This window comes from Streptomyces sp. SudanB182_2057 (assembly GCF_964272715.1).
Lineage (GTDB): Bacteria > Actinomycetota > Actinomycetes > Streptomycetales > Streptomycetaceae > Streptomyces > Streptomyces rubradiris.
Genome location: NZ_OZ186798.1, coordinates 4,423,745 through 4,450,197 on the forward strand (window position 1 = coordinate 4,423,745; position 26,453 = coordinate 4,450,197).

Annotated in this window: 26 protein-coding genes, 2 tRNA genes, 1 other RNA gene and 1 pseudogene; 11 read left to right on the forward strand and 19 right to left on the reverse strand. The window is 73.3% G+C overall.

Features of this window, described 5'->3' with window-relative positions; translation table 11 throughout:
* Nucleotides 1-17: 17 nt before the first annotated feature.
* On the forward strand, nucleotides 18-1,403 hold the full coding sequence (locus ACSURM_RS19285; RefSeq protein ID WP_436956594.1) for an MFS transporter: 1,386 nt from the start codon (nucleotides 18-20) through the stop codon (nucleotides 1,401-1,403).
* Nucleotides 1,404-1,482: 79 nt separating this feature from the next.
* Complete coding sequence (locus tag ACSURM_RS19290) at nucleotides 1,483-2,241, forward strand: TetR/AcrR family transcriptional regulator (RefSeq protein WP_436956596.1); 759 nt, start codon at nucleotides 1,483-1,485, stop codon at nucleotides 2,239-2,241.
* On the opposite strand, the gene ACSURM_RS19295 is transcribed toward ACSURM_RS19290, so the two are convergent.
* From ACSURM_RS19295 to ACSURM_RS19310, 4 genes are all read right to left on the reverse strand, one after another.
* The gene (locus ACSURM_RS19295; protein ID WP_189994731.1) at nucleotides 2,242-2,712 is read right to left on the reverse strand and encodes a PPOX class F420-dependent oxidoreductase; all 471 of its coding nucleotides are present in this window, start codon (nucleotides 2,710-2,712) and stop codon (nucleotides 2,242-2,244) included. It abuts the gene before it with no gap.
* A gap of 49 nt (nucleotides 2,713-2,761) precedes the next feature.
* Nucleotides 2,762-3,583 carry a YceI family protein gene (locus tag ACSURM_RS19300; protein WP_030786095.1) on the reverse strand — a complete coding sequence of 274 codons (822 nt, stop codon included), beginning with the start codon at nucleotides 3,581-3,583 and terminating at the stop codon, nucleotides 2,762-2,764.
* A 103-nt stretch (nucleotides 3,584-3,686) separates the two neighbouring features.
* Nucleotides 3,687-6,209, reverse strand: coding sequence for an MFS transporter (locus ACSURM_RS19305; RefSeq protein WP_436956598.1), 2,523 nt, complete (start codon nucleotides 6,207-6,209; stop codon nucleotides 3,687-3,689).
* A 13-nt stretch (nucleotides 6,210-6,222) separates the two neighbouring features.
* Nucleotides 6,223-6,717 carry a MarR family winged helix-turn-helix transcriptional regulator gene (locus ACSURM_RS19310; protein ID WP_436956600.1) on the reverse strand — a complete coding sequence of 165 codons (495 nt, stop codon included), beginning with the start codon at nucleotides 6,715-6,717 and terminating at the stop codon, nucleotides 6,223-6,225.
* Nucleotides 6,718-6,923: 206 nt separating this feature from the next.
* Here ACSURM_RS19310 and ACSURM_RS19315 point away from each other — a divergent pair, with 206 nt between their 5' ends.
* Nucleotides 6,924-7,121: a hypothetical protein gene (locus ACSURM_RS19315; RefSeq protein WP_189994722.1), complete on the forward strand. Its 198-nt coding sequence runs from the start codon at nucleotides 6,924-6,926 to the stop codon at nucleotides 7,119-7,121.
* 18 nt (nucleotides 7,122-7,139) lie between these two features.
* Here ACSURM_RS19315 and ACSURM_RS19320 read toward each other — a convergent pair whose 3' ends face one another.
* From ACSURM_RS19320 to ACSURM_RS19360, 9 genes are all read right to left on the reverse strand, one after another.
* Entirely contained in the window at nucleotides 7,140-7,955 is an 816-nt protein-coding gene (locus tag ACSURM_RS19320) for a hypothetical protein (protein ID WP_436956602.1), read from the reverse strand.
* Nucleotides 7,956-8,004: 49 nt separating this feature from the next.
* Nucleotides 8,005-8,964 carry an RNA polymerase sigma factor SigF gene (locus ACSURM_RS19325; protein ID WP_436956603.1) on the reverse strand — a complete coding sequence of 320 codons (960 nt, stop codon included), beginning with the start codon at nucleotides 8,962-8,964 and terminating at the stop codon, nucleotides 8,005-8,007.
* Between the two features lie 369 nt (nucleotides 8,965-9,333).
* On the reverse strand, nucleotides 9,334-10,170 hold the full coding sequence (locus ACSURM_RS19330; protein ID WP_030786081.1) for an RNA polymerase sigma factor SigF: 837 nt from the start codon (nucleotides 10,168-10,170) through the stop codon (nucleotides 9,334-9,336).
* Between the two features lie 184 nt (nucleotides 10,171-10,354).
* Nucleotides 10,355-10,648 (reverse strand): Dabb family protein, encoded by a 294-nt coding sequence (locus ACSURM_RS19335; RefSeq protein WP_436956605.1) that lies wholly within the window; start codon nucleotides 10,646-10,648, stop codon nucleotides 10,355-10,357.
* Between the two features lie 10 nt (nucleotides 10,649-10,658).
* Nucleotides 10,659-10,838 carry a hypothetical protein gene (locus ACSURM_RS19340; RefSeq protein WP_030786078.1) on the reverse strand — a complete coding sequence of 60 codons (180 nt, stop codon included), beginning with the start codon at nucleotides 10,836-10,838 and terminating at the stop codon, nucleotides 10,659-10,661.
* A 156-nt stretch (nucleotides 10,839-10,994) separates the two neighbouring features.
* Nucleotides 10,995-11,079: transfer RNA gene (locus tag ACSURM_RS19345), tRNA-Ser, on the reverse strand.
* A gap of 70 nt (nucleotides 11,080-11,149) precedes the next feature.
* On the reverse strand, nucleotides 11,150-11,611 hold the full coding sequence (tadA, locus tag ACSURM_RS19350; protein ID WP_436961139.1) for a tRNA adenosine(34) deaminase TadA: 462 nt from the start codon (nucleotides 11,609-11,611) through the stop codon (nucleotides 11,150-11,152).
* Between the two features lie 89 nt (nucleotides 11,612-11,700).
* Nucleotides 11,701-12,234, reverse strand: a complete 534-nt coding sequence (locus ACSURM_RS19355; protein WP_436961140.1) for a tRNA adenosine deaminase-associated protein — start codon at nucleotides 12,232-12,234, stop codon at nucleotides 11,701-11,703.
* Between the two features lie 302 nt (nucleotides 12,235-12,536).
* Nucleotides 12,537-12,731 (reverse strand): hypothetical protein, encoded by a 195-nt coding sequence (locus ACSURM_RS19360; RefSeq protein WP_354671425.1) that lies wholly within the window; start codon nucleotides 12,729-12,731, stop codon nucleotides 12,537-12,539.
* An 80-nt stretch (nucleotides 12,732-12,811) separates the two neighbouring features.
* Here ACSURM_RS19360 and upp point away from each other — a divergent pair, with 80 nt between their 5' ends.
* Complete coding sequence (gene upp, locus ACSURM_RS19365; protein WP_436956607.1) at nucleotides 12,812-13,447, forward strand: uracil phosphoribosyltransferase; 636 nt, start codon at nucleotides 12,812-12,814, stop codon at nucleotides 13,445-13,447.
* A gap of 75 nt (nucleotides 13,448-13,522) precedes the next feature.
* Here upp and ACSURM_RS19370 read toward each other — a convergent pair whose 3' ends face one another.
* On the reverse strand, nucleotides 13,523-14,170 hold the full coding sequence (locus ACSURM_RS19370; protein WP_436961141.1) for a LytR C-terminal domain-containing protein: 648 nt from the start codon (nucleotides 14,168-14,170) through the stop codon (nucleotides 13,523-13,525).
* 104 nt (nucleotides 14,171-14,274) lie between these two features.
* Entirely contained in the window at nucleotides 14,275-14,571 is a 297-nt protein-coding gene (locus tag ACSURM_RS19375) for a type II toxin-antitoxin system VapB family antitoxin (protein ID WP_004943146.1), read from the reverse strand.
* A 134-nt stretch (nucleotides 14,572-14,705) separates the two neighbouring features.
* Here ACSURM_RS19375 and ACSURM_RS19380 point away from each other — a divergent pair, with 134 nt between their 5' ends.
* Nucleotides 14,706-16,268, forward strand: coding sequence for a helicase HerA-like domain-containing protein (locus ACSURM_RS19380; RefSeq protein WP_436956609.1), 1,563 nt, complete (start codon nucleotides 14,706-14,708; stop codon nucleotides 16,266-16,268).
* Between the two features lie 20 nt (nucleotides 16,269-16,288).
* Here ACSURM_RS19380 and ACSURM_RS19385 read toward each other — a convergent pair whose 3' ends face one another.
* The 3 genes from ACSURM_RS19385 to ACSURM_RS19395 form a co-directional block, all read right to left on the reverse strand.
* Nucleotides 16,289-16,984, reverse strand: a complete 696-nt coding sequence (locus tag ACSURM_RS19385; protein ID WP_436956611.1) for an HdeD family acid-resistance protein — start codon at nucleotides 16,982-16,984, stop codon at nucleotides 16,289-16,291.
* Nucleotides 16,985-17,048: 64 nt separating this feature from the next.
* Nucleotides 17,049-17,645 (reverse strand): HhH-GPD-type base excision DNA repair protein, encoded by a 597-nt coding sequence (locus ACSURM_RS19390; protein ID WP_436956613.1) that lies wholly within the window; start codon nucleotides 17,643-17,645, stop codon nucleotides 17,049-17,051.
* A 37-nt stretch (nucleotides 17,646-17,682) separates the two neighbouring features.
* Nucleotides 17,683-18,426 carry a siderophore-interacting protein gene (locus ACSURM_RS19395; RefSeq protein ID WP_436956615.1) on the reverse strand — a complete coding sequence of 248 codons (744 nt, stop codon included), beginning with the start codon at nucleotides 18,424-18,426 and terminating at the stop codon, nucleotides 17,683-17,685.
* A gap of 81 nt (nucleotides 18,427-18,507) precedes the next feature.
* Between ACSURM_RS19395 and ACSURM_RS19400 the strand changes: the two genes are divergently transcribed.
* From ACSURM_RS19400 to ACSURM_RS19415, 4 genes and pseudogenes are all read left to right on the forward strand, one after another.
* Entirely contained in the window at nucleotides 18,508-21,246 is a 2,739-nt protein-coding gene (locus tag ACSURM_RS19400) for a GNAT family N-acetyltransferase (protein WP_436956617.1), read from the forward strand.
* Nucleotides 21,243-21,719 (forward strand): cupin domain-containing protein, encoded by a 477-nt coding sequence (locus ACSURM_RS19405; RefSeq protein ID WP_436956619.1) that lies wholly within the window; start codon nucleotides 21,243-21,245, stop codon nucleotides 21,717-21,719. The genes ACSURM_RS19400 and ACSURM_RS19405 overlap by 4 nt, the downstream gene beginning before the upstream one ends.
* Nucleotides 21,716-22,495 (forward strand): SDR family NAD(P)-dependent oxidoreductase, encoded by a 780-nt coding sequence (locus ACSURM_RS19410; RefSeq protein ID WP_436956620.1) that lies wholly within the window; start codon nucleotides 21,716-21,718, stop codon nucleotides 22,493-22,495. The genes ACSURM_RS19405 and ACSURM_RS19410 overlap by 4 nt, the downstream gene beginning before the upstream one ends.
* Nucleotides 22,485-23,504: pseudogene (locus ACSURM_RS19415) on the forward strand (copper resistance D family protein); the annotation flags it as partial. The gene ACSURM_RS19410 and the pseudogene ACSURM_RS19415, both read left to right, overlap by 11 nt.
* A gap of 84 nt (nucleotides 23,505-23,588) precedes the next feature.
* Here the strand turns inward: ACSURM_RS19415 and ACSURM_RS19420 are convergent.
* Nucleotides 23,589-23,676, reverse strand: a tRNA-Ser gene (locus tag ACSURM_RS19420).
* A 119-nt stretch (nucleotides 23,677-23,795) separates the two neighbouring features.
* On the opposite strand from ACSURM_RS19420, the gene ffs reads away from it, so the two are divergent.
* Nucleotides 23,796-23,894, forward strand: an RNA gene (gene ffs / locus ACSURM_RS19425) — signal recognition particle sRNA small type.
* A gap of 99 nt (nucleotides 23,895-23,993) precedes the next feature.
* A complete protein-coding gene (locus ACSURM_RS19430) occupies nucleotides 23,994-26,390 on the forward strand; it encodes a DNA polymerase III subunit gamma and tau (protein WP_436956622.1) in 2,397 nt (798 codons plus the stop codon).
* The last annotated feature ends 63 nt before the right edge of the window (nucleotides 26,391-26,453 follow it).

The following is a 26,453-nucleotide window of genomic DNA, read 5'->3' on the forward strand; positions in this document are numbered from 1 at the left end:
GCTATACGGTGTACGGCATGCCCACATCCCAAGGCCATCCCCAGCGCTGGCTGATCCTCGGCGTCATCTGTCTGGCGCAGCTCACCGTGCTGCTCGACAACACCGTCCTGAACGTGGCCATCCCCTCGCTCACCCGCGAGCTGCACGCGACGACCTCGGACATCCAGTGGATGATCAATGCGTACTCCCTGGTCCAGTCCGGCCTGCTGCTCACCGCGGGCAGCGCCGCCGACCGCTACGGCCGCAAGAAGATGCTGATCACCGGGCTCGTCCTGTTCGGCGCCGGTTCGCTGGTGGCCGGACTCGCGGGCAGCACCGCCCAGTTGATCGCCGCGCGGGCCGGCATGGGCATAGGCGGCGCGCTGCTGATGACCACCACGCTGGCCGTGGCGATGCAGATCTTCGCGCCCGAGGAGCAGGCGAAGGCGATCGGCATCTGGAGCGCGGTCAACGCGCTCGGGTTCGCCGGCGGCCCGCTGATAGGCGGCTTCGTGCTCGACCACTTCTGGTGGGGCGCCATCTTCCTGATCAACCTGCCGGTCGCGGCGCTGGCCGTGGTCGCGGTGGTGATCCTCGTGCCCGAGTCCAAGAACCCGCGCGGTGACCGCCCGGACCTGATCGGCGCGGTGCTGTCCACCATCGGCATGGCCTCGCTCGTCTACGCGATCATCTCCGGGCCCGGCCACGGGTGGACATCGGCGCGGGTGCTGGTCACGGCGGTCGTCGCGGTGCTGGTGCTGGGCGCCTTCGCCTGGTGGGAGAGCCGGACCGAGGAGCCGATGCTCGACATCCACTTCTTCCGGGACCGGCGGTTCACCGGCGCGGTCGCCGGGGCCGTGCTCATCGTGTTCGGCATGGGCGGCGCGCTGTTCCTGCTGACCCAGCACCTCCAGTTCGTCCTCGGCTACGAGCCGCTGGAGGCCGGTCTGCGGACCGCTCCGCTGGCGCTGACGGTGGTGGCGCTCAACTTCAGCGGGCTGTCCGCGAAGTGGGCGGCGCGGCTGGGCACGCCGGCGTCGATCGCGCTGGGCATGGTGTGCATGTCCGCGGGCCTGGTGTCGATCGCGGAGCTGGACTCCGGTGGCTACGCGGGGACGCTGATCGGGCTGCTGCTGATCGGCGCGGGGTGCGCGGTGGCGAACCCGGCGATGGCGCACGCCATCATGAGCGCCATCCCGCCGGAGAAGGCGGGGGTGGGCGCCGGCATCAACGGCACGCTGGCCGAGTTCGGCAACGGTCTCGGTGTGGCCGTCCTCGGTGCCGTGCTCAGCGCCTCCGTGGCGTCGGGCGAGTCGCTGTCCGTCGGACTGGGCACGGGTCAGCTGGTGGGAGCCGTCGCCGTGCTGGTCGGCGGGTTCGTGGCGGCCGGTCTCCTGCGGCGGGCGGAGCGGGTGTCCGCGTGACGGCCCGGCCCGGGCCGGCGTGCGGTGGCCGCGGTCCTAGCATCTTGGGAAGCGAAGCGAGTGGGAGAAGGGTGCGCCGGTGACGAAGCAGGCAGGCCGGTCGGCGCGGGACAGCGTCTGGCTGGAGGGCAAGCCCCGGCGCGGGGGACGCGGCGGGCAGCCCTCCGGGCTCGACCGCGAGCGGATCACCGGGACGTCGGTGCGGCTGCTGGACGCCGAGGGGCTCGCCAAGTTCTCCATGCGCCGGCTGGCCGCCGAGCTGAACGTCACCGCGATGTCCCTGTACTGGTACGTCGACACCAAGGACGACCTGCTCGAACTCGCCCTGGACGCGGTCTACGCCGAGCTGAGGCTGCCCGACCCGGACGACACCGGCGAGGACTGGCGCGAGCAGCTGCGGAGGCTGGCCACCGCCTACCGGCAGCTGCTGGTCCGCCACCCCTGGCTGTCGCCGCTGGCCGGGCGCTTCCTCAACGTCGGCCCGCACTCGCTCGCGTTCTCCCGCGCGGTGCAGCGGGTCGTCCGCCGGGCGGGGCTGCCCGCGCACGGGGTGACCGGGGCGATCTCGGCCGTCTTCCAGTTCGTCTACGGCTACGGCACGATCGAGAGCCACTTCCTGACCCGGGTGGCGGACACCGGGCTGTCCCCGGAGGAGTACTTCGAGCAGTCCATGGCCCTGGTGGACGAGGTCCCCGGGACCGCCGAGATCATCGGGGAGTCCAAGGACATCATGGCGGCGCGCGGCGGCGACACGGTGGCCGAGATGCTGGACCGCGACTTCACGTTCGCGCTGGACCTGCTGGTCGCCGGCATCGAGGCGATGGTCGCCCGGGGCTGACTAGTCCTCCTGGACGAGCCGCGCCGGGAAACCGCCGGTCGCCACCGGCCCCCACCGCCGCGGGGTCACCCGGATGATGGACTTCCCCTGCTTGATCATGGCCTGCCGGTACTCGTCCCAGTCGGGGTGCTCGCCCGCGATGTTGCGGTAGTACTCGACCAGGGGCTCGACGGAGTCCGGGGCGTCGATGACCTCGGCCGTGCCGTCGATCTGCACCCAGGGGCCGTTCCAGTCGTCGCTGAGGACGACGAGGCTGACCCGCTCGTCCCGCTTGGCGTTGCGCGTCTTGGCCCGCTCCGGGTAGGTGGAGACCACGATCCGCCCGGAGTCGTCCACCCCGCAGGTCAGCGGGGACGCCTGCGGGGAGCCGTCGGACCGGCGGGTGATCAGCAGGGCCCGGTGCCGGGGCCGTACGAAGTCCAGCAGCTCGTCCAGCGGTACACGGGTGTTGGTAGCGATGTTCGGTGCCATGGGGGCAGCCTAGGGGCAGCGGGTGCGCCCTAGGCTGACCCTGCTGTGCCTACGCCTGGGGGAGCGAGTCGCCCTGCACGGCCTGGATGTCCAGCTCCACCTTCAGGGTGGTGCCGATGGCGGCGATGCCCGCCTGGAGGACCTGGTTGTAGTTCATCGCGAAGTCCTCGCGGCGCAGTTCGGCGGTGGCCCGGAACGCGGCGCGGGTGCCGCCCCAGGGGTCGGCGCCGGTGCCCAGGTAGGCGAGGTCCAGGTCCACCGGTCGTACGACGCCGTGCAGGGACAGTTCGCCGTGCACGGTCCAGCGGTCGGAGCCGGCCTGGGTCAGGCCCGTGGAGCGGTAGGTGATCTCCGGGTGCCGTTCGACGTCCAGGAAGTCCGCGGAGCGCAGGTGCGTGTCGCGCATGCCGTTGCCGGTGTCGACGGAGGCCGCCCGGATCACCGCCTCCACCCGGGACTTGGCGATGTCGTCGGGGGCGATCTCGATGGTGCCGCCGAACTCCGTGAACCGGCCGTGCACGCTGGAGATGCCCAGGTGCTGGGCGACCGCGGCGACGGAGGAGTGCGCCGGGTCGATGGTCCAGGGTCCGGGCGGCGGCAGCTCGGTGCCGCCCTGCCGGGCCAGCGTGACCGTGCCGACCTCGGCCCGGCCGCTGGCGGTGACGATCGCGGAGGAGGCCGCGGGCGCGTAGCCGACGGCCGTGACGATCACGGTGTACGCCCCCGGCGCCAGCTCGGTGGTGTCCCGTACGGCTCCCTCGTGATCCGCCTCGGCGCGCAGCACCTGCGTACCGGTCATGTCGGTCACCGTGACGACCGCGTGCGACACGGCCCACCCGTCCCGCGTACGGATCTTCGCGGTCAGTCCCATCCCGTTTCTCCCTGAAAAAGGCTCAAAAATTGCTCGTACGAGACCGGCCCGCGGCGGGCGCGCCCTCCGCTCAGGACGCGCGCCGCCACGGGCCGGGAGGTGCCTACTCGCCGGGGTGGGCGAGCTCGATGTCGTGGCCGTCCACGCCGGGGCCGGTCACGGTCAGCGCGGTGGCCACCGGCGGGTAGCCGGTCGCGATGACGGTGTACTCGCCGCCGTCCAGGTCGGTGAAGGCGTACGCCCCGTCCGCACCGGTGGTGGCGGTGCCGACCACGTTGCCCGCCTGGTCGACCAGGGTGACCCGGGCGTCGGCCAGCGGGCCGTGCGGGGCCCGGACGACACCCTGGAGCCGGGCGCCGGCGTCCAGGTCGATCTCGATCCGGGTGACGCCGGTGGCGCCGACCTCGACCGGCAGGGCCCGCGGCCGGTACCCGCTCGCGTTGACCGCGACGGTCACCGTGCCGGGCACCAGGTCGGTGAGGGCGAAGTCGCCCTGCTCCCCGGTGGCGGCGGTGGCCAGCAGGTCTCCGCGCACATCGGTGACGATCACCATCGCGTCCTTGACCGGCAGCGCGCTCCCGGCGGCCCGGACCACACCGGTCAGCCCGCTGGTGCCGCTGAGCAGGATGTCGTACGCCACCGGCTCCTCACCCACCACGATGGTGGAGGCCTGCGGCTGGTAGCCGTCGGCGGAGGCGATCAGGACGTAGCTGCCGGTGCCCGGGGCGTCCAGCGCGTAGGAGCCGTCGGCCTGGGCGACCGAGCGGCCCAGCTGGCGGCCGGACAGCGAGATCAGGGTGACCGCGGCCTGCGGGACCGGGGCGCTCTCGGCGCCGCGGACGAAGCCGTGCACCGGGGTGCCGCCGTGGCCCGCGCCGGGCTCGGCGACCGTGGCGACGGCTGCCATGGGCCGGGTGTCGGCGGCGGTGCCGTCGGACGCGGCCGGGGCGGTCTGGGCGACCGCGGCCGGGACCGGGGCCTGGGCCGCGGTGGCCGCGGCGGCCGGGGCCTCGGCCTGGGCCGGGGCGGCGGCGTCGGTGGACTGCGCGAGCGCGCCCTTGGTCTTCAGCGGGACCTCCTTGATGAACAGCGTGATCAGGAAGGCGACGGCGGCGAGGCAGCCGGCGATGAGGAAGACGTCGGCGATGCCGTGGCCGTAGGCGCTCTCCATCAGCGTCCGGATGGGCGCCGGGAGCTTGTCCATGTCCGGGATGCTGTCGGACGAGCCGGCGCCGCCGGCCAGCGCGGCCTGGGACTTCGGGTCCAGCGCGGAGACGCCGTCCTGGACGTAGTGGGTGATCCGGCGGGACATCACGGCACCGAGCGCGGAGACGCCGACCGCACCGCCGAGGGAGCGGAAGAAGGTGACCGTGGAGCTGGCCGAGCCGAGGTCGGAGGGGGCCACCTGGTTCTGCGTGGCGAGCACCAGGTTCTGCATCATCATGCCGATGCCGAGACCCAGCAGGGCCATGAAGATGGCCATCTTCCAGTAGTCCGTGTCGTACCGGATGCCACCGAGCAGCAGCAGTCCGGCCGTGACCAGCACGCCACCGCTGACCAGCCACGCCTTCCAGCGGCCGGTGCGGGTGATGAGCTGACCCGAGACGGTCGAGGAGACGAACAGACCGCCGATCATCGGGATGGTCATGACGCCCGACATGGTCGGGGACTTGTCGCGGGCCAGCTGGAAGTACTGGCTGAAGAACACGGTGCCGGAGAACATCGCGATACCGACGAACAGCGAGGCGAGCGACGCCAGCGTGATCGTGCGGTTCTTGAACAGGCGCAGCGGGATGATCGGCTCGCTCGCCTTGGACTCCACGAGCACGAACAGCGCGCCGAGGACGATCGAACCACCGACCATCGCGTAGGTCTGCCAGGACAGCCAGTCGTACTTGTCACCCGCGAAGGTGACCCAGACCAGCAGCAGGGAGACGGCGGCGGCGATCAGGGTCGCGCCGCCCCAGTCGACCTTGACCTGGCGCTTGACCACGGGCAGGTGCAGGGTCTTCTGCAGCACGATCAGCGCGATGATCGCGAAGGGGACGCCGACGTAGAAGCACCAGCGCCAGCCCAGCCAGGAGGTGTCGGTGATGACGCCGCCGAGCAGCGGGCCGCCGACGGTGGCGACGGCGAAGGTGGCGCCGAGGTAGCCGGAGTACCGGCCGCGCTCGCGCGGGGAGATCATCGCCGCCATGACGATCTGCGCCAGGGCGGACAGACCGCCGACGCCGATGCCCTGGAACACCCGGAAGGTGATGAGCATGCCGGGGTTCTGCGACAGGCCGGCCGCCATGGAGGCGACCACGTAGATGACGAGGGCTATCTGGACGAGAGCCTTCTTGCTGTACAGGTCGGCGAGCTTGCCCCACAGGGGAGTGGCCGCGGTCATCGACAGCAGGGCGGCCGTGACCACCCAGGTGTAGGCGGACTGGCCGCCGCCGAGGTCCCCGATGATCTCCGGCAGGGCGTTGGAGACGATCGTGGACGACAGGATCGCCACGAACATGCCGAGCAGCAGCCCGGACAGGGCCTCCATGATCTGCCGGTGCGTCATCGGGGCGTCGCCTTGGCCTCCCCCGTGCTTGGCGTGAGCCCGCACACCGGCTGGTGTGGTCGTTGCCATGGGCTTCCTTTTCTTACGTGCTTGCGGGTGTACGGGTGGTCTCTTCGACTACGGGGGCGGGGATCCGGACCGGGGCGGACCGGCAGTCGCCGAACGAGTCGCGCAGTCGCGTCATCAGCCGGATCAGCTGGCCGACCTCGTCGTCGGTCCAGTCCGCCAGCCGCTCCGCGAGCAGATGCGTGGTCCGCCGGGACAGCTCGTCGAGCTGTTCCAGACCCTCCGGGGTCAGGCGCAGGATGCGCGACCGTTTGTCCGCCGGGTCCGGGAGCCGCTCGATCCAGCCGCGTGCGGCCACGTGCGCGACATGCCGGCTGGTGACCGACATGTCCACGGCGAGCAGTTCCGCGAGCTTGCTCATGCGCATGTCGCCGTGGCGGCCGAGCAGGGTCAGCACGGCGGCCGAGCCTGCCGGGCAGTCGGGCGGCAGGATCCGCCCCATGTCCCGTTTCACGGCTCCGACGGCACTGAGCTGACGCGCCAGCTCTTCAAACTGCGCCTGCTCGGCCATCACACCTCCCGTATTCGTTGCTTGGGGCAACCATAGGACTGTTTGGTTGCTGAAGGCAAACAATCATGGGGGTGGCCGCTGCAAAAACTTGGCAAAGGCAAGTATTGCGAACGTAAATGTGCAGGTGAGTGCGGGTGGGGTGCCCCCGTCTGTCCCGAAGGCCCCGCACTTGGGCCGGTCACCTGGATTCGCTAGGGTCTCGGGGCATGGCTAACACCCAGGGCCCCCAGGGCAATTACGACCCCGCAGGCAGCACCCAGATGTTCCGCGCCTTCGTCGACGAGGCACCCCAGGGGCGGCAGCGGCAGGCGGCGGCCTCCTCCGGCCCCCGGGTCGGTGTGATCGTCGGCGTCATCGTGGCGCTCGTCGTGGTGGCCGGCGTCGCCTGGCTGGCGCTGAAGTAAGGGCCGGCCAGCAAGGGCTCAGCCCCAGTCGACCGAGACCTCGCGCGTCTCGACACGCATACCGAGCGGCACCCTCCAGGCGTCCACGCACACCGTCCACACCGGACTCTTCCGCGCGCCCGGAGCGAGCGGCACCGGCAGCGGAACGGTCGACTCCACCGTCCCCCAGTCCACGCCGAGCGCGCCGATGATGTGCGTCCCGAACGTCACCGAGCCCGAACGCACCGCCGTACCACCGGAGTTGTGAAAGGCGACCGTCACCTCCTGGCACCACCGCCGGTCGGTGCCCTCGGTCACCGGCTCCCCCCAGGACAGCGCGGCGGGCGTCGTGCGCCCGGGCGCCGGGCTGCCGGGCGGGTCGGCCGGCGAAGGCGTGGCGGCCGGAGGCGGTGAGGCGGCCGGTGGCGGCGGTGCCGTCGTACGGCCGTCCTGCCCACCGCTCGTTCCGGGGGCGCCCGAAACCGTGCCGTGCGTGCTCGCCGTGCCGCCCCCGGATGCCGGCGCATCGGTGCCCGCGCGACCGGCCGGGCCTCGCGTGCGCGCCGCCGGACCTTGTGCGCGCGCCGCCGGGCCGCTCGCGTGCGGGGCCTCCCCTCCGCTCGCCCCGCCCGCCGCGGGCCCGTCCAGCGGCACCAGCGTCACCGGCTCCGTCGGCGCCACGGCCGTCGGTCCGCCCCGGCCCGCGCCGACCGCGGTGTAGCCGCCGCCCGGGCCGCCGCCCCCGCACGCGGCCACAACCGCGCCCAGGACGACGACGGCCGCCGTGGCCGCCGTGACGGCGCCCCGGCGGCCGCGTGTCCATGCCGTCGTGTGCGGTACCCCGGAACGAAGCATCCGCACATGGTGACTGACGGAACGTCAGTTGGGAAGCGGATGACGGACCTCAGTCCGAGATCAGTCCCTCGCGCAGCTGGGCCAGCGTCCGCGTCAGCAGCCGGGAGACGTGCATCTGGGAGATGCCGACCTCCTCGCCGATCTGCGACTGCGTCATGTTGGCGAAGAAGCGCAGCATGATGATCCGGCGCTCCCGGGGCGGGAGTTTGGCCAGCAGGGGCTTGAGGGACTCGCGGTACTCCACGCCCTCCAGCGCCGTGTCCTCGTAGCCGAGCCGGTCGGCCAGCGAGCCCTCGCCGCCGTCGTCCTCGGGGGCCGGGGAGTCGAGGGAGGAGGCGGTGTAGGCGTTGCCGACCGCGAGGCCGTCGACCACGTCCTCCTCGGAGACGCCGAGCACGGCGGCCAGTTCGGTGACCGTGGGCGAGCGGTCCAGCTTCTGGGACAATTCGTCGCTGGCCTTGGTCAGGGCCAGGCGCAGCTCCTGGAGGCGCCGCGGCACCCGCACGGACCACGAGGTGTCCCGGAAGAACCGCTTGATCTCGCCGACCACGGTGGGCATCGCGAACGTCGGGAACTCCACGCCCCGCTCGCAGTCGAACCGGTCGATCGCCTTGATCAGGCCGATGGTGCCGACCTGGACGATGTCCTCCATCGGCTCGTTGCGGGAGCGGAAGCGGGCCGCCGCGTACCGGACCAGCGGGAGGTTCAGCTCGATCAGGGTGTCCCGGACGTACGCCCGCTCGGGGCTGTCCTGCTCCAGCGCGGCCAGGCGCAGGAACAGCGACCGGGACAGGGTGCGGGTGTCGAGGTTCGCCGCCGTCTGCGGGGCCGGGAGCGTTTCGGCGGACGGGCCGACGGCCTGGGCCGGCACGGTGTCGAGGGCCGGCACGGCGTCGAGGGCCGTGACACCCTCGAAGCCGTCGAGGACGTCGAGAGCGTCGAGCTCCTTGGGCGCTGCCTCGCTCTTCGTGGGCGTCAGCACCTTCGAGCTGCCCTGGTCTGCGGACATGCCACCCCCTTTGGGTCGCGGGACGGTCGCGGCGGCGCCGTCGTCGAGCAACGCAGCCTTCACCTGAATACCGGAGCCGGAGCCACGGCAAACGCGCTTCCCGCAGAATGTCACATGTCGGCAACGCGCTGTACCGACATGTCGACATGCGAATGGCGAATCGCCCCTGCAGGGAAGGGGTCTGACGGTATTTCTGTCCGTGTCTGTCGGCATCCGCCCTGGTGAGCGATTCGCTCGCGCCGGTTACCGATCGATCGGGTTTGCGATGCAGCGCCGTCGGTGCCGTGCTTCCGTGCGCCCGTCATGCACCAGGCGAACACCCGGCGTGCCCCGGTCCGGTGCGGGAGGAGTTCGCGTACCGTTCGCCGGTCACGCGTCGATGCGGTTGGCGGAGCGCAGCCGCTGGAAGCTGCGCGCGAGCAGCCGGGAGACGTGCATCTGGGAGACGCCGAGTTCGGCGCTGATCTGGGACTGGGTCAGATTGCTGTAGTAGCGCAGCAGCAGGATGCGCTGTTCGCGCTCGGGGAGCTGGACGAGGAGGTGGCGGACCAGGTCGCGGTGTTCGACGCCGTCCAGGGCCGGGTCCTCGTAGCCGATCCGGTCCAGCAGGCCGGGCAGTCCGTCGCCCTCCTGGGCGGCCTCCAGCGAGGTGGCGTGGTAGGAGCGCCCCGCCTCGATGCAGCTGAGCACCTCCTCCTCGCTGATCCGCAGCCGCTCGGCGATCTCGGCGGTGCTCGGGGAGCGGCCGTAGAGCGTGGTCAGGTCCTCGGTCGCGCTGTTGACCTGCACCCACAGCTCGTGCAGCCGGCGCGGGACGTGGACGGTGCGGACGTTGTCGCGGAAGTAGCGCTTGATCTCGCCGACCACGGTGGGCATCGCGAAGGTCGGGAACTGCACGCCCCGGTCCGGGTCGAACCGGTCGATGGCGTTGATCAGGCCGATGGTGCCGACCTGGATGACGTCCTCCATCGGCTCGTTGCGGGAGCGGAAGCGGGCGGCGGCGTAGCGTACGAGCGGGAGGTTCGCCTCGATCAGCGCCCCGCGCACCCGGTTGTGCTCCGGCGTGCCGGGGGTCAGCTGCTTCAGTTCGGTGAAGAGCACCTGGGTCAGGGCGCGGGTGTCCGCGCCACGGCGCTTTCCGGGGGCCGACGGGGTCGGGGACGCCGCCTCGTCCTGAGGGGGCGCAGTACTGGCCGACACGGTCAACGCCACCTCTTCGTCCGTCAATCATCCGTCAAAAGCGGTCATAGCATCACAAGACATGTGCACTGTGTGCAAGCACCCGATAACGCCGTGTTGTCGCCGGACACCGACAAGTTGACGGGTGGGCGCCCATGCGAAAGCCCCCCGCCGGAAACGACCGGCGGGGGGCTTTCGGGGAGCCCGGGGCTCAGAACTCGTAGTCGGCGATCACCCAGGTGGCGAACTCGCGCCACTGCGCGCCGGCCGCCTGGTGGGCCGGGTGCTCCAGGTAGCGCTTGAGGGCGTCGGCGTCGTCGACGGCCGAGTTGATCGCGAAGTCATAGGCGATGGGCCGGTCGCTGATGTTCCAGGCGCACTCCCAGAACCGCACCTCCTCGATCTGCCCGCCGAGGGCGCGGAAGGCCTCGACGCCTGCCGTGACCCGCGGATCGTCGCGCTCGACACCCTCGTTGAGCTTGAAGAGGACCAGATGACGGATCATGGGGGGTACCTCAGCTCTTTCCTCCGTTGGCGGCCCAGGTCATGAAGTCCCCGATGGCCCCGGCCGCGTCCGATATGCCTTCGAACCCTATCTGGACGTAGTCGGCGGCCTTGGCCGGGTCCGTGATGATCACGTACAGCGCGAAGACCACCAGTACGTACACGGCGATCTTCTTGACGTTCACCGCCACCACGGCCTCCCCTGTACCGGGCCCCGAGGCCCCCTGCTGCCGGCCGCGAGTGTAACCTCCGGGCCCCGCGCGCCGGGCCGACGGCCCGGCGGCGCCCCCGCGTTGTGATCCGGAACACGCGAAAGGCCCCGCCGGACGACGGGGCCTTTCGAAGAGCGGTAGCGGAGGGATTTGAACCCTCGGTGACTTGCGCCACACTCGCTTTCGAGGCGAGCTCCTTCGGCCGCTCGGACACGCTACCGAGGGAGACCCTACAGCACGGGGCGGCATGGTTCGAAATCGATATCCCGGCCGCGGCCCGCCGCTCCCGTTCAGCGGTCCCGGAAGAACTCCGTGAGCGGCCGGGCGCACTCGGCCGCGAGGACGCCCTCGATCACCTCCGGGCGGTGGTTGAGCCGCCGGTCGCGGATGACGTCCCACAGGGACCCGGCGGCGCCCGCCTTGTCGTCCCGGGCGCCGTAGACCACCCGGTCCACCCGGGACTGGACGAGCGCGCCGGCGCACATCGTGCACGGTTCCAGGGTCACCACGAGCGTGCAGCCGGTCAGCCGCCACTCGCGTGCCCGCCGCCCGGTGCCCGCCGCCTCGTTCAGGGTGGCGGCGGCCCGCCGGATGGCGAGGATCTCCGCGTGGGCCGTGGGATCGCCGGTGGCCTCACGCTCGTTGTGCCCGGCGCCGAGCACCGTCGTACCGTCCGGGGACAGCACGACGGCGCCGACGGGGACGTCGCCGCCCCGGCCGGCCCGGCCGGCCTGCTCCAGGGCGAGCCGCATCGCCGCCCGCCAGCGGTCCCGAACCGGGTCCGGGGTGCCCTCGGGGCTCCGCACCGGGTCCGGGGTGTCCTGCGGATTCCGTTCCGTGGTCAGCGGACGGTCTCCAGCACCTCCGAGGCGCCCAGCGCCTCGGCGATCGTGTTCAGCGCGTCGTTCGCGTCCAGGGAACGCAGCTCCTTCTCGCTGATGCCCAGGTCGTCGAGGATGCCGCTGTCGCCCACCGGGCTGTGCGTCACCGCGTCGGCGGTGCCGACCACCTCCTCGTCGTCGTCCTCGGACTCGCCGTCCTCGGTGCCGTCGAGGTCGAGGGCGTCCAGGTCCGGGCCGTCGTCGGCGCCGGGCTCCCGGCCGAGCAGTTCGTCGGTGAGCAGCAGCTCCCCGTAAGCGCTGCGGCGGGCGGCGGCGGCGTCCGAGACGTAGATGCGAGGGTCGTCCTCGCCGTCCACGCGGACGACACCGAACCAGGAGTCCTCCTGTTCGATCAGGACGAGCACCGTGTCCTCGTCGGGAGAGGCTTCCCGGGCCAGGTCGGCCAGATCCGACAGGGTCTCCACATCGTCGAGCTCTGTGTCGCTCGCTTCCCACCCGTCTTCGGTGCGCGCGAGCAGTGCGGCGAAGTACACCGTGACTCTCCCACTGGTCATAGGCGTGCCGGTTGGGGGTCCCCCCGGCGGAGGTACGTGGGCGGAGAGAGCTGGGCTCCGAGCCCCACCCACTCGGAATCGTGGCAGAAACAAGGCGTTCAGGGGACGTCTTCGGCTCCCTGTGTCTGGCTGATTCGATCGTGGATCCGTGATCGGCTCAGCAGCGCGCTCATTGCGGCCACCTGCGGATCGTACGCGGCTTTTCCCCGGGCACACGCACGGCCGCCTCCCCAACACCGGTGCGCACGCCGCTGTTCCGCGCCGGTCGCGGCCCCGCGGGACTACCAGCGGAACGTGCGCATGCGCAGCGCCTGGCGCAGCCGGGCGGCCTTGGTGCGCCGGGGCCGCACCCGGGCGCGCAGCTCCCGGGCCTCGGCGAGATCGCGCAGGAACCGGGCGCGCCGTCTGCGGCGTTCGGCGTCGGTCTCGGGTTTCCCGGGCTGGTCAGGCAGGTCGGACACGTCACACCACCCCACTCCGTCTCTCCCACTTTCCCCCGGACGGCCGGTTTGACTCCAGCGTGAGGGCGGCCGGTGGCGCAGGTACCGTTAGGAGCATGCGTCTCCATGTCGTCGACCACCCCCTGGTCGCTCACAAGCTCACCACGCTGCGCGACCGGCGCACCGACTCCGCGACCTTCCGGCGGCTCGCCGACGAGCTGGTCACCCTGCTCGCCTACGAGGCCACGCGGGACGTGCGCACCGAGGCCGTCGACATCCAGACACCGGTCGCCCGCACCACGGGTGTGAAGCTGGCCCGTCCCCGTCCGCTGGTGGTGCCGATCCTGCGGGCCGGTCTCGGCATGCTGGACGGCATGGTCCGGCTGCTGCCGACCGCCGAGGTGGGCTTCCTGGGCATGGTCCGCAACGAGGAGACGCTGGAGGCGTCCACGTACGCCTCGCGCATGCCGGAGGACCTGTCGGGCCGCCAGGTGTACGTCCTGGACCCGATGCTGGCCACGGGCGGCACCCTGGTCGCGGCGATCCAGGAGCTGATCAAGCGCGGTGCGGACGACGTGACGGCCGTGGTGCTGCTGGCCGCTCCCGAGGGGGTCGCCGTGGTGGAGCGCGAGCTGGCGGGCACGCCGGTGACCGTGGTCACCGCGGCCGTCGACGACCACCTCGACGAGCAGGGGTACATCGTGCCGGGGCTCGGGGACGCGGGGGACCGGCTGTACGGGTCCGCCGAGTAGTTCCTCCGGGTGGGCCCACCGGGGAGCGGCCCGGGGCCGATCGCGCCGTTCCCCGCGCCCCTTCCGGGGCGCTGATCAGCAGGTCTTCTTCGCGGGGGCCGTGGCGGTGTCCGGGGCCGTCAGCGTCGTCACGGCCTCGTCGGCCGTCCGCTGGCGGGTCAGGTCCTTGAAGGCGTCGCCGATGATCAGGTCCAGGTCGGCGCCCTCGCGGGCGTCGGCGCGCAGGGACGCGCCGGTCAGCTGGGTGGCGAGCACCCGCAGCGAGGTGTCCTGGGCGGCGGGGGAGCCGAGGAGCAGGCCCGGGCCCTTGACCTTCTTGTCGTACTCCTTGGCGGCGTTGCCCACCTTGCCGATCCGGAAGCCGCGCCGGCGCAGTTCGTCGGCGGTCTTCTTGGCGAGCCCGCTGCGCGGGGTGGCGTTGTAGACGTTCACGGTGATCCGGCCGGGCGCGGGCAGGGACTTCGCCTCGGCCGCGGGGGCCCGGCCGGTCCCGGCGGCGGTCCTGGCAGGGCAGTGCGTCGTACGGCGGGCCGTCGCGGTGCCGTCGCCGCCGCCGGTGAAGACGTCGATGAGCTGCACGGTGCCCCAGCCGAGCAGGCCGAGCACGGCGGCGGAGGCCACCGCCGCGGCCACGAGCCTGCCGCGCCGGCGGGACGGACGCATGCGGGGGTACTTGTCCCCCGTGATCCGGTACTGGCCGCCCATGCCGGGGGGAGTCAGCATGCTCATGAGCGCAGCGTAGTGCGCCCGGGCGACGATGCCTATCAGATGATCAGCAGAGGGTGCCCAGCGGAACCCGAAAGGGCCAACGGCCGTGTCGTGCCGGGTCAGTCGAGTTCGAGCACGCGCGCGTGCAGCACCTGGCGCTGCTGGAGGGCGGCGCGGACCGCGCGGTGCAGCCCGTCCTCCAGGTAGAGGTCGCCCTGCCACTTCACGACGTGCGCGAAGAGGTCGCCGTAGAACGTCGAGTCCTCCGCGAGCAGGGTCTCCAGATCGAGCTGCTGCTTGGTGGTCACGAGCTGATCGAGGCGGACCGGGCGCGGCGCGACGTCCGCCCACTGCCGGGTGCTCTCCCGGCCGTGGTCGGGGTACGGCCGGCCGTTTCCGATGCGCTTGAAGATCACACGGAAAGCCTACCGGCCCAGACGTTCCGGGCGCAGCCATGGCGGCCCGGTGCGACGCTTGAAAAGACGGATCGAAGACAGGTGAAAGACGGACCAAACGGTCATACGGGTCGCCAGGGGAACAGGGGCCGGAGATGAGTGACAGCGAGTCCGTGCCGCCCGCCGGCACCCCGGAGGCCGCCGCACTGCCCGGCCCGGCCGGGCGGATCGCCTCCGGTTACGCCTTCACCGGCCCCGCGCTCGACCTCGGCGCCCTCCTGTGGGACGGGCGGTGCCTGTCCGGCGCGCCGGTCCGCGTCCCGTTGTCCGTGCTCAACCGGCACGGCCTGGTCGCGGGCGCCACCGGCACCGGCAAGACCAAGACCCTCCAGCTGATCGCCGAGCAGCTGTCGGCGCGGGGCGTGCCGGTGTTCCTCGCGGACGTCAAAGGTGACCTGTCCGGCATCGCGCGCCCCGGACAGGGCGACGACCGGGTGCGGCGACGGGCCGGCGAGGTCGGGCAGGAGTGGGCCCCGGCCGGCTTCCCCGCGGAGTTCTACGCGCTCGGCGGCCTCGGCCACGGCATTCCGGTCAGGGCCGCCGTCACCAGCTTCGGCCCGCTGCTGCTGGCCAAGGCGCTCGGGCTGAACCGCACCCAGGAGCAGTCCCTCGCCCTGATCTTCCACTACGCCGACAGCAAGGGCCTGGAGCTGGTCGACCTCAAGGACCTGCGCGCGGTCACCGCCTTCCTCACCTCCGACGCGGGCAGGAGCGAGCTGAAGACCGTCGGCGGGCTGTCCACCGCCACCGCCGGGGTGATCCTGCGCTCGCTGACGGCGTTCGAGGCGCAGGGCATGGCGGACTTCTTCGGCGAGCCGGAGTTCGACACGGCCGATCTGCTGCGCACGGCGCCGGACGGCCGGGGCGTCGTCTCGGTCCTGGAGCTGCCCGCCGTCCAGGACAGGCCGCTGCTGTTCTCCACCTTCCTGATGTGGCTGCTCGCCGACCTCTTCCACGACCTGCCCGAGGTCGGCGACGTGGACCAGCCGAAACTGGTCTTCTTCTTCGACGAGGCGCACCTGCTGTTCGACGACGCCTCCAAGGCGTTCCTGGAGTCCGTCACCCGGACCGTGCGGCTGATCCGCTCCAAGGGCGTCGGCGTCTTCTTCGTCACCCAGACCCCGAAGGACGTGCCCGGTGACGTCCTCGCCCAGCTCGGCAACCGGATCCAGCACGCGCTGCGCGCCTTCACCCCGGACGACCACAAGGCCCTGCGGGCGGCCGTGCGGACCTTCCCGGAATCGGCGTACGACCTGGAGGAACTGCTCACCGGGCTGGGCACCGGCGAGGCCGTGGTGACCGTGCTGGGCGAGTCCGGCGCGCCCACCCCGGTCGCCGCCACCCGGCTGCGCGCCCCGGAGTCCCTGATGGGCCCGGTGGACACCGCCGTACTGGACGAGGCGGTCCGCCGCTCCCCGCTCCACGGACGTTATGCACAGGCTGTGGACCGCGAGTCGGCGTACGAGAGGCTGAGCGCGGCCCGGCCCCCGGAGACGGCACCGGCGCCGCCGCCCCGGCAACGGCCCAGGGCGGAGCCGTCGCTGGTCGAACAGGTGGTGAACAGCGGCGTGTTCCGGTCGCTGGCCCGCTCGGTCGGTACCCAGCTGGGCCGGGAGATCACCCGGTCCCTGTTCGGCACGGCCCGGCGGAGACGCTAGCCCCGGGGCGGGGCCGGGGGTCACAGAGTCCGTGGCACCCGGCGGGCCCGGCCGCGCATGCGCAGCGCGGTGAGGACCTCCACGACGCCCACCGCGACCAGCCAGATCCCGCCGACGAGGGTGAGCACCGCGACCGACTCGAAGGGCGAGTCGATGAGCACGACACCGGCGACGAAGGTGAGGACCCCGAGGAGGATCTGCCAGCCCCGGGCGGGCATCCGGGGATCGTGCACGGCGGCCAGGAACTGGGTGATCCCCCGGAACAGCCAGCCGATGCCGATCCACAGGGCGAGCAGCAGGAGCGACCGCGTGGGCCCGCGGAAGCAGAGCAGGCCGAGCAGGATCGACAGCGCGCCGCTGATGAAGGCCAGCACCCGCAGCGAGGTCGCCTGGTGGGTGCCGAAGGCGGCGACCAGCTGGAGGACACCGGTGTAGAGCAGGTACAGGCCGAAGAGGACGCCGGCGGCGAGCAGGGAGGCGCCCGGCCAGACCAGCACCAGGACGCCGAGCACCAGGGAGCCGATCCCGGTGAGCAGGACGGTCTGCCAGGCGGCCCGGGACAGGGCGTGCAGCGGTCCCTCGAACGGCGGTTCCGGTTCCGGGTGGCCGCGGGCCGGCTCCGCCGCCGGGTGCCCCCGGGGCGGTTCCGCCGCGTGGACGTGCCGGTCGTCGTACTCACGGTCCCCGGCGGGGCCGCCGCTCGGTGCCTCGGTCATGCTCCATGCTGGGAGCGGGCGGCGGGCGGCGGCCAGCGGAGTGGGCCGGACGGGTGAGGCGGGTTCAGTTCTTCCGGGCCGCCTTGGCCGCCTTGGCCGCCGCCTTCATCTCCTGCTTGTGGGCGCGCACCTTGGCCAGCGACTCCGGCCCGGTGATGTCGGCGACGGAGCGGAAGGAATCGGGTTCGCCGTAGGCGCCGGCGGCCTCCCGCCAGCCCTCCGGAGTGACCCCGAGCCGCTTGCCGAGCAGGGCCAGGAAGATCTGCGCCTTCTGCTTGCCGAACCCCGGCAGCTCCTGGAGCCGGCGCAGCAGCTCCGGCCCGCTGCCGGCGTCCCGCCAGACCGCCTCCGCGTCCCCGTCGTAGTGCTCGACGAGGTACTGGCACAGCTGCTGGACGCGCTTGGCCATCGAGCCCGGGTAGCGGTGCACCGCGGGCTTGTCGGCGAGCAGCGCGGCGAAGGCCTCCGGGTCCATCGCCGCAATCTCGTGGGCGTCCAGGTCCTCGGTGCCGAGCCGGTCGGCGATGGTCCGGGGGCCCTTGAACGCCCACTCCATCGGGATCTGCTGGTCCAGCAGCATCCCGGTCAGCGCGGCGAGCGGGGAGCGCCCGAGCAGCGCGTCGGCCGCGGGGTCCTGGGCGAGGTGCAGGGTGACGTCCATGCGTCGATGATCCCGCGCCCCCGCCCGCGCCGCCCGCTCAGTCCGCTCCCCGGGGCGCGGGCTGGTCGCGCCAGTACCCGAGCGCGTGCACCCGCTGTTTCGGCACGCCCAGTTCCTTGCGCACGTAGGCCGCGAGGGTGCGGGTGGTGGCGGTGTCGCAGGCGATCCAGACGTACGGGTGCGGGGTGCCGGCGAGGACGGCGGGCAGCTCGGCGCGGACCCGTTCGACCAGGTGGGCGCCCGCGTCCCGGCGGGGCACCGGCCGGATCTCGTGCCGGCCGGGCTCGGCGCGGCAGGGCAGCCCCGCCGGGTCGCCCTCGAACCAGACGGTCGCCGGAACGGAACCCAGGGCGCCGAGGAGGGAGTTGACGGCGGGCAGCGAGGCCGGGTCGCCGATCGCGACGAGGTGGGAGGGGCCGGGGTCGGGGTGCTGGAAGCCGGTCCCCTGGACGGTGGCCTCGACGGTGTCGCCGGGCCGCGCGGTCCGGGCCCAGTCGGAGGCCACGCCCTCGTGCAGGGCGAATTCGAGGCCGAAGGTGCCGGCGACCGGGTCGGGGTCGACCAGGGTGTAGGCGCGCTGGTGCGGCCGGCCCTGGTCGGAGAACCACAGCCGGACCCACATCGTCGGGTGGACGCCGGTCGCGGCGAGCAGTCCGCCGTCGCCCATCCGGAGCCGCCGGTAGTGAGGGGTCACGTCCTCGGCTTCGAGGACGGTCAGTTCGAAGTCCTTGGCGCGCAGCAGTCGTAGGACCGCGCCTTCCCAGCCCCGCCCCTGTCCCATGCCCCCTCCATCGTTCGCGTACGATTCCGCCACAGAAAATACTTAGGCAAGGCTAACCTAAAAGCACCAAGGGGGTCCCTCGTGGCCATCGAGATACACCGCGACGCCTGGGGCGTCCCCCACCTGCGCGCGTCCGACGCCCGTCAACTCGCCCGCGCCCAGGGCCTGGTCACCGCGCACGACCGGGCCTGGCAACTGGAGGTCGAACGGCACCGGGCGCAGGGCACGTCCGCGTCCTTCCTCGGCGCCGACGCCCTCTCCTGGGACGTCTTCGCCCGCCGGGCCCGGCTGGCGGACACCGCCCGGCGCTGCTTCGCCGCGCTGGAGCGCCGGGACGCCGAGACGGCGGACTGGGTACGCGCGTACGTCGCCGGCGTCAACGAGGGCCTGGCCGAAGGCGCCGGCCGCGCCCCCGAGTTCGCCCGCACCGGGCTGACCCCGGGCCGCTGGCAGCCCTGGACGCCCCTCGCGGTCTGGCTCGGCACGCACATCCTGTTCGCCGGATTCCCCGCCAAGCTCTGGCGCGAGCAGGCGATACGGCACCTCGGGCCGGAGGCCGTCGGCCTGTTCGCCACCGACGGGACGGGCACGGCGGGCAGCAACGGCTGGCTGGTCACCGGCGAACGCACCGCCACCGGACGGGCGCTGCTCGCCGGGGACCCGCACCGGTTCATCGAGGACCCCGGTGTCTACCAGCAGATCCGCCTGGCCTGCCCCGAGTTCGACGTCGTCGGCCTGGCCGTGCCCGGCGTGCCCGGCATCCCGCACTTCGGCCACACCGGCACGGTCGCCTGGGCGATCACCAACGCCATGGCCGACTACCAGGACCTCTACCGCGAGCGGCTCCGCCGCACCGGCGCGGGCATCGAGGCCCTCGGCCCGGACGGCACCTGGCGACGCGCCAGCCGCCACACGGAGACCGTCCGCATCGCGTCCGAACCACCGCTGGAGATAGAGCTCGTCGAGACGCCCCGGGGGCCGGTGATAGCCGGCGGGCCGGAGGGCCTGGACGCGGTCGTCGTACCGGGGGAGGAACCGCCGCACGGACCCGGAGCCGACGGCGAAGCCGAGGCGCTCGCCCTGCGCTACCCGCCCCGCGTCACCGAGGACCTCGGCTTCAGCGCCCTGCTCCCCCTCCTGCGCGCCCGCACCGTCGACGACGTCGACCGCGCCCTGGACGCCTGGACCGAGCCGGTCAACGTCGTCCAGGCCGCCGACACCGCGGGCGGCACCCTGCACCGCGTCGCCGGAAAGGTCCCCCTCCGCGGCGAGGCCAACCGCCACCACCCGGTACCGGCCTGGCTCCCCGGCCACGACTGGCAGGGCACCCACGAGACGCCGTACGCCGACCCGCCCACCACCGACGGCATCGCGGTGATGGCCAACGCCCGCGGCCTCGCCGCCCCCCTCGGCGTCGAGTTCGCCCCGCCCCACCGCGCCGACCGCATCGGCGCCCTGCTCGACGCCCGCCGTACCTGGACGGCCGACGACATGGCCGCCATCCACACCGACACCCACCTCGGCTCCGCCGCCCCGCTGCTGGAGCGCCTCACCGCCCTCACCGGCCTCGGCCCCGCCGCCGCGGCCCTGCGCGACCGCCTGCTCGACTGGGACCGCCGGATGGACGCGGACAGCACCGACGCGGCGGTGTTCGCGGCGCTGCGCCACGCGGTCGTACGCCGGCTCGCCGCGGAACCGGTCTTCGCCCCGCTCGCCGAGCCCCCGGCCTACCCGGAGGTCCTGCTGCCCTGGCTGGCCCTCGTGCCCCGTGTCGGCCTCGCCCTCGAACACCTCCTGGAAGCCAAGGAGTTGTACGACATCGACCGCACGGCGGTCGTCCGCGACGCGCTGGAGGAGGTCGCCGCCGCACCGCCGGGCCGCCCCTGGTCCGCCACCCACCGCCTGGCCCCCTGGCGGGCCCTGCCCGGGCAGCCGGCCGCCGACGCCGCCGAACCCGGACTCGGCGGCGACCACGACTGCGTGCTGTGCACCTCGGCCGTCCCCGGCGTCACCGACCGCGCCGCCCGCGGTCCGGCCGCCCGCTACGTCTGGGACCTCGCCGACCGGGAGGGCAGCCGCTGGGTGGTGCCCTTCGGCGCCGACGGCGTACCCGGCGGCCCCCACCACCACGACCAGCTCCCGCTGTGGCTCGAGGGCGAACTCGCCCCGGTGGTCACCGACTGGGCCCGGCTCACCCACGAGCGAACCATCCCCGACCCCCCGAGGAACCCGATGACCGACCCGCACGTCCAGCACATCGACGGCTTCGGCACCGTCCGTATCCGCCCCGTCGACCCGGAGGGCGACGCGGAGCTGATCCACTCCTGGGTGAGCGACGACCGCGCCGTGTTCTGGGGCATGAACGGCCTCGGCAGGGACCAGGTCGCCGAGATATACGCCCACATGGCCACCCTCGACACCCACCACGCCCACCTGGTCACCAAGGACGGCGAACCGGCCGCCCTCCTCCAGACCTACGAGCCGTCCGCCGACCGGGTCGGCGAGTGCTACGACGTCCGCCCCGGCGACCTCGGCGTCCACCTCCTCCTCGCCCCCGCCGGCCCCGACGGGCCGCACCCCGGCTGGACGTCGGGGCTGGTGAAGGCGATCACGACGTTCGTGATGCGGGTCCTGGACCGGCCGCGGATCGTGATCGACCCGGATGTGCGCAACGCCAAGGCCATCGCCCGCTTCGAACGCCAGGGCTTCACCCGCGGCCCGGCCGTCGTCCTGCCCGAGGTCGACCTGCCCGAGGTGTACCTGCCCGAGAAGCACGCGCAACTCGCCTTCCTGGAGCGGGCGGTAGCCTTCCCCGGGTGACGACGCCCGAAGAGCTGACCGCCCGCTACGGCCTCGAACCCCTGCCCCGCGAAGGCGGCCTGTTCCGGCGCACCTGGGCCGGGCCCGAGCGCCCGGACGGCCGCCCCGAGGGGTCGGCCATCGTGGCCCTGCTCACCGCCGACGACTTCTCCGCCCTGCACCGGCTGCCCTTCGACGAGGTCTGGCACTTCTACCTCGGCGACCCGCTCCGACTGCTGCTCCTCGCCCCCGACGGCACCACCAGCAGCCCCGTCCTCGGTCCGGACCCCGGCTCCGGTCAGCACCTCCAGCTGACCGTGCCGGCCCGCACCTGGATGGGGGCGCGGGTGGTGGCGGGCGGCGCGTGGACGTTCTTCGGCTGCACGATGGCCCCCGGATTCACCTACGCGGACTACGAACACGGGAACCCGGCCGACCTCACGGCGCGTTACCCGGCCGAGGCGCCCCTGATCACGGAACTGTGCCGCCCATGACCCCGCCCCCTCCCACCCGCCTGCTGGACGGACAGACCGCGCTGGTGACCGGCGCGGGCGGCGGCATCGGCCGCGCCATCGCCCTGCGCTTCGCGGAGCACGGCGCGGCGGTCGCCGTGCACTGCCGCACGGCGCTCGCCGCCGCCACCGAGGTGGCCGACCGCATCCGGGCGGCGGGCGGCAGGGCGGTCGTGCTCCGGGCCGACCTGACGGACGAGACCGCCTGCCGCCGCCTGGTCGAGGAGACGACGGCCTGGTCCGACGGGCACCTGACCGCGCTCGTCAACAACGCGGCCGTCCAGCCCGTCCAGCCGCTCCCGGAGTTGACGGCCGAGGACTGGCGCACGGTCGTCGACACCAACCTCACCAGCGTCTTCGCCTGCACCCAGGCCGCCGCCGCCCACATGCGCGCCCACGGCGGCGGCACCATCACCCACATCGCCTCCATCGAGGCCGCCCACCCGGCCCCCGGCCACGCCCACTACGGCGCGGCCAAGGCGGCGGTGGTCATGCACGCCCGCGCGGCGGCCCTGGAGTACGGCCCCGACGGCATCCGCGTCAACACGGTCTCGCCCGGGCTGATCGACCGCCCCGGCCTGACCGAGTCCTGGCCGGACGGCGTACGCCGCTGGCTCGCCGCCGCCCCGGCCGGCCGCCTGGGCCGCGGCGAGGACGTGGCCGACGCCTGCGCCTTCCTCGCCTCCCCGCTCGCCTCCTGGATCACCGGGCACGACCTGGTGGTGGACGGCGGGGTGACATCCCGGCCGACCTGGTGAGCTGCTCCTGGCCCGCATCGGGCTGCTGCTCCTGGCGGCGGCGGGTACGTTCCTGCTGAGCCGGCGCCGCGTCCGCCTGCCGCGCCGCGCCACCCTGGCGGTGGGCGCGGTCCTCGCCGTCGCCCTGGCCCTGACCTGGCCGGCCTCCGGCCACGCGGCGGCCGGCATCCAGGTCCCGGTGGCGCTCGTCTCGGCCACCCTGCACCTGCTGGCGACGGGGGCCTGGCTGGGCGGTCTGGCCGCGCTGCTGTGGACGCTGCGGCGCGCCCCGGAACCGGACGGCCCGCCCGCCTCGCTCCCGGCCCGCTTCTCCCGGCTGGCGACCGCGTCGGTGGCGGTCGTGGTGCTGACCGGCACCTACCAGTCCTGGCGCGGCCTCGGCTCCTGGCAGGCGCTGACCGGCACCCCGTACGGGCGGACCCTGCTGGCCAAACTGGCGGCGGTCGCCGCACTGCTCCTCGCGGCGGCCTGCTCCCGCACCCGGACCGCCCGCGTGGCCAAGACGCCCACCGTCCTCCACGCACGCGCCCTGCGCCGCTCGGTGCTCGCGGAGGCGGCCGTGGCCACCGTCGTCCTGGCCCTCACCACCCTGCTGACCGCCACCGCCCCCGGCCGCGCGGCGACGGAGACCGCCCGGGACGTCGCCTCCCCGGCGCCGGGCATCCCCACCGCCTCCGTCACCACGCTCCCGTTCGACACCGGCGCCCCCGGCGGTCACGGCAGCGTCCAGATCACCCTGGACCCCGGCCGGGTGGGCGAGAACTCCGTCCAGGCGGTGGTCTACGGCCCCGACGGCGGCCTCTGCGCGGTCCCGGAACTCCGCGTCACCCTCACGCTCCCGGACCGGCGCGTGGGCCCCCTGGACACCCGCGTCACGGACCGCGGCGGCTACTGGGCCACCGGCGCCTTCACCCTCCCCCTCCCCGGCACCTGGACCCTGAGGGCGACGGTCCGCGTCTCGGAGGTGGACCAGGCGACGGTGTCGGCGCCGGTGCGGGTGAGGCGGTGAGGATCTCTTGCCGTCCGGGGCCCACACGTCGAAGGGCCCCACCGCGAACGGTGGGGCCCTTCGACAACGTGCCCGGTGAGGCACTGGCGGAGGATACGAGATTCGAACTCGTGAGGGGTTGCCCCCAACACGCTTTCCAAGCGTGCGCCCTAGGCCTCTAGGCGAATCCTCCGCCGAGAACATTACATGACCGAGAGGAGTGCTCGCGAACTCGTTCCCGCAGGCCGTCCCCGGGTGCGGAGGACGGGGCGATCGGGTTCGGTCCGGGCGCCGCCATCGGGTACTGTGGGGCACAGCCCCTCACGCGGCGCTATCTGACTGAACTCCCCCAGGGCCGGAAGGCAGCAAGGGTAGGTCGGCTCTGGCGGGTGCGTGGGGGGCGCTTGCGTTCCCGGGGCCGGGGCAGGACCGGGGCAGGGCAGGACCGGGGCGAGGGTGCGGATCCGCGGGCGGGGCCCGTTGTCAGTGCGCCCCATTAACCTCGTATGCGTGTCGTCTCTCGCGCTGTACCGCCGCTACCGCCCGGAGACCTTTGCGGAGGTCATCGGGCAGGAGCATGTAACCGACCCGCTGCAGCAGGCGCTGCGGAACAACCGGGTCAATCACGCGTACCTGTTCAGCGGCCCCCGCGGATGCGGCAAGACGACCAGCGCGCGCATCCTCGCCCGCTGTCTGAACTGTGAGCAAGGTCCCACGCCGACCCCCTGCGGGGAGTGCCAGTCGTGCCGCGACCTCGCCCGGAACGGACCGGGGTCCATCGACGTCATCGAGATCGACGCGGCCTCTCACGGTGGTGTGGACGACGCCCGTGAGCTGCGCGAGAAGGCATTCTTCGGCCCCGCGAGCAGCCGCTACAAGATCTACATCATCGACGAGGCCCACATGGTCACGTCGGCCGGCTTCAACGCGCTGCTGAAGGTCGTCGAGGAGCCGCCGGAGCACCTGAAGTTCATCTTCGCGACCACCGAGCCCGAGAAGGTCATCGGCACCATCCGGTCGCGGACCCACCACTACCCGTTCCGGCTCGTCCCCCCGGGCACCCTGCGCGAGTACCTGGGCGAGGTGTGCCAGAAGGAGGACATCCCGGTCGATGACGGCGTGCTGCCGCTCGTCGTGCGCGCCGGCGCCGGTTCCGTGCGTGACTCCATGTCCGTCATGGACCAGCTCCTCGCCGGCGCGGGCGAGGACGGTGTGACGTATGCCATGGCGACCTCCCTCCTCGGCTACACCGACGGCTCCCTGCTCGACTCCGTCGTGGAGGCATTCGCCACCGGTGACGGGGCCGCCGCCTTCGAGGTCGTGGACCGGGTCATCGAGGGCGGCAACGACCCGCGCCGCTTCGTCGCCGACCTGCTGGAGCGGCTGCGCGACCTGGTGATCCTCGCCGCCGTGCCGGACGCCGTGGAGAAGGGCCTCATCGACGCCCCGGCCGACGTGCTGGAGCGGATGCGGGCCCAGGCCGAGACGTTCGGCGCCGCCGAGCTGAGCCGCGCCGCCGACCTGGTCAACGAGGGCCTGACCGAGATGCGCGGCGCCACCTCGCCCCGCCTCCAGCTCGAACTGATCTGCGCCCGCGTCCTGCTCCCCGCCGCCTACGGCGACGAGCGGGCCGTCATGGCCCGCCTCGACCGCCTGGAGCGCGGCATCGGCTTCTCGGGCGGGGGCGGCGCGCCCGCCATGGGCTACGTCCCGGGCCCCGAGGCCCACGGCGGCGCCGTGGCGGCAGCGGGCATGGGCGCGGGCGTCGGCGCGGGTGCGGGTGCCTTGTCCGTGCCGCCCGGTGGAGGGCCCGCAGCGGCCCGCGCGGCTGTGCGGGCCGCAGGTGGGGCTCCGGAGGGTGCGGGAGCTCCGGCGGGGCCTGGTGCGGGTGGTGGTCCCGGTGCCCCCGGTGCGCCCGGTGCTACCGGTGCCCCCGGTACTCCCGGTACTCCCGGTGTCCCGGCGGGCACCGCCGCTCCCGTCCCCGTCGAGGCCGTCGCCGCCCCGGCGGCAGCGGCGCCCGTTCCTGCCCCGGCCCCCGCCGCCCCGGAAGCGGAAGCACCCGCGCCCGCGGCCCAGCCCCCGGCCGCTCCCGCCCCCGGCGCCTGGCCCACCGCGGCCCCCGTCGGCGGTGGCCGGCGTCCCGGTGGCTGGCCCACGGCCGCCGCTCCGGCGAGCGGGCGGACAGGCCAGGGCCAGGGACAGGGCGCCGGCCAGCCGCAGCAACCTCAGCAGCAGCCGGGCCGTCCGGCTCCCGCTCCCGCTCCCGCGCCCGCACCGCAGGCCCCGGCGCCCGCCCCCACCGGTGGGCTCGACCCCCGCGCGCTCTGGCCGAACGTCCTGGAGGCTGTCAAGAACCGCCGCCGCTTCACCTGGATCCTGCTCAGCCAGAACGCCCAGGTGACCGGCTTCGACGGCACCACCCTCCAGCTCGGCTTCGTCAACGCCGGCGCCCGTGACAACTTCGCTAGCAGCGGCAGCGAGGACGTCCTGCGCCAGGCGCTGGCCGAGCAGTTCAACGTGCAGTGGAAGATCGAGGCGGTCGTCGACCCGTCCGGCGGCGGCGCCCCGCAGGCCCCGGGCGGCGCGCCCGGCTACGGCGGCTCCCCCGCCGGTGGCTACGGCAGCGCTCCCGCTGGTGGCTACGGCGCACCCGCCGCGCCCCGCCCGGCGGCTCCCCAGGCCGCCGCGCAGGCTCCCGCCGCCACCCGGAACAGCGCTCCGGCCGCGCCCGCGCCCGCACCGGCGCCCCAGCCGGCCGCCGCTCCCGAACCGCCGCCCGTCGCCCCCGAGGACGACATCCCCGAGGACGACGACCCGGATCTGGACGAGTCGGCCCTCTCCGGCCACGAACTGATCGTGCGCGAGCTGGGCGCGACGGTGGTGGAGGAGTTCACCAACGAGTAGCCCACCGACGGCCGGGTCGCCCACCCCCCTTTTGGAGAAACCTCCGAGAAACCCGCCGACCGG